This window comes from Salipiger sp., from assembly GCF_059781815.1.
The window spans coordinates 1-1852 of sequence record NZ_JBYNAH010000407.1; the positions used below are offsets into that span (position 1 = coordinate 1).

3 protein-coding genes are annotated in these 1852 nt (G+C 55.5%); all 3 read left to right on the forward strand.

The genetic code is table 11. The annotated features are described in order from the left end of the window. Window positions 1-956 (forward strand): ABC-three component system protein (locus tag AC6RA4_RS25290; RefSeq protein ID WP_500165051.1); only part of this gene is annotated, 956 nt, incomplete at its 5' end. Next, window positions 949-1470, forward strand: coding sequence for an ABC-three component system middle component 2 (locus AC6RA4_RS25295; RefSeq protein ID WP_500165053.1), 522 nt, complete (start codon window positions 949-951; stop codon window positions 1468-1470). The genes AC6RA4_RS25290 and AC6RA4_RS25295, both read left to right, overlap by 8 nt. Beyond that, window positions 1470-1852: hypothetical protein (locus AC6RA4_RS25300; RefSeq protein WP_500165055.1), on the forward strand; the 383-nt coding region annotated here is incomplete at its 3' end. The genes AC6RA4_RS25295 and AC6RA4_RS25300, both read left to right, overlap by 1 nt.

Sequence of the window (1852 nt, forward strand, 5' to 3'; positions counted from 1 at the left end):
ATGGCTATCTGCGCACGAGGCTCGCAGGTGTTAACGACATTCAGCAACGCGGCGGGGCAGGTGACAAGGGACGCGACATCATTGTCTGGTTCGGCGAATCCGGATCGCCGTCCAGATATTGGCATCTATACCAATGCAAGCGTTATGCGAACGCGCTCGGCGCAGGCAAAGGCATCGCGGAGATCGCCAAGGTTCTCTTCTATTCGCATCGTGGCGACTATCAGCTTCCGAGAGAGTACTGGTTCGTGACCCGTAAAGGCGTCACCGGAGACTTTCAGGATCTGATCGACACTCCAGAAAAGCTGCGCGCCTATCTGATTGCGAACTGGAATGCGCATTGCGCAAACGCGATTACCTCGAAAGAAGTCATCGCCTTGGAGGACGACTTCGCAGAATACGTTGCCAAGACCGACTTCAGCTTCATTCGTGTCAAACAGCCGCTCGATCTCATCAACGAACACGCACAGACACCATATCATCTCGTTGTATTCGGAGCACCGCTCATTCAGCGTGCCCCGCCTGAAACTCCGCCCTCAAAGGTCGCTGAAGCCGAACGCGGATATGTCGGCGAGCTATTTAAGGTCATCGGTGAGATGACTGGGACGACGATCTCCGGTGAGGGTGATTTCGCGAAGCATGGGAAGGCCAAAGATCTTTTCGAGCGCTCCCGGATGACCTTCTACAGTGCTGAAGGCTTGAAAGAACTCGCGCGCGATCAAATGGCCGATGCTTGCTATTTCGATGAACTTCTCGGGGAATTCCGCCACGGTCTATACTTCACTTACAGCGCACCGGCAAATTCTGGTTATACGCGGCTCAGCGAAACGGTGAAAGCCGCGCAGGTGCAGCAAGTCTCGAACTACACTTTGAAAGACCATATCACATCTCCGGATCGTGAGGGGATTTGCCATCATTTGGCAAACAATGGTGACATCAAATGGTGCGACGATGTCTGACGTTGCTACAGCGACATCAACGCCGATTGACGGCCATCGGTTGTTCAATACTCCGCTGGAATGTGGCTTCCGCCTACTTTTTGCGCTTGATGCCTGCCGACCAAACGCCGCTGATCTACAGCGCCTCATCAGTTACGACTATTTGCTTGTACATTCTGGGGATATCGTCGGCGGCCCGCCGAGCCTTCATCCGCCGGTTCCTTTCCGCGGGTCGGAGTGGGTCGTGAAGCGCGACCTTGTGCGCGCAGGACTGAACCTGCTCTTCGCGCGTGACCTCATATCGAAAAACCTTACGACGAACGGCGTCTGTTTCGCCGGATCCGAACTGACTTCGGCCTTCGTTGCGCTACTAAAGACTGACTACGCGTCATCGCTGCGTATTCGGGCACGGTGGCTGGCCGACGAGTTTGGAGCAGCCAGCGACCAGGAACTTCAGTCGTTCATGGCCGAAAAGGTAGGCCAGTGGGGTGCCGAATTTGATCGGATTTCAGCTCTGCAGGAGCTCGAGCTCTAATGGCGCGCATTTCCGAAATCCGCCTGACTGGCAAGGGGAAGGCCGACGCCTCCATCAAATTCGAACCTGGCGCGAACGTGGTCTACGGCGATTCCGATACCGGCAAGAGCTATCTTCTCCGCTGCATTGACTTCGTTCTCGGCGCCCAGGAAATGACAAAGGTCATCGAAGAGGCGGCCGGCTATGAACTGGTCTGGCTCGAGTTGATAGACCCTAAAGATCAGATACTCACCTTAGAGAGGCATCTGACCGGCGGTGACGTGCGTGCCCATAAGGTCTCGATTGACGATGTGTTGGCACGACGAAGACGTGCTAAGGAAGAAACTGGCGAACCGCCTGCTACCGAAGCAGAGGAAGCGGGGAACGAGGGTGCGGATGGTCA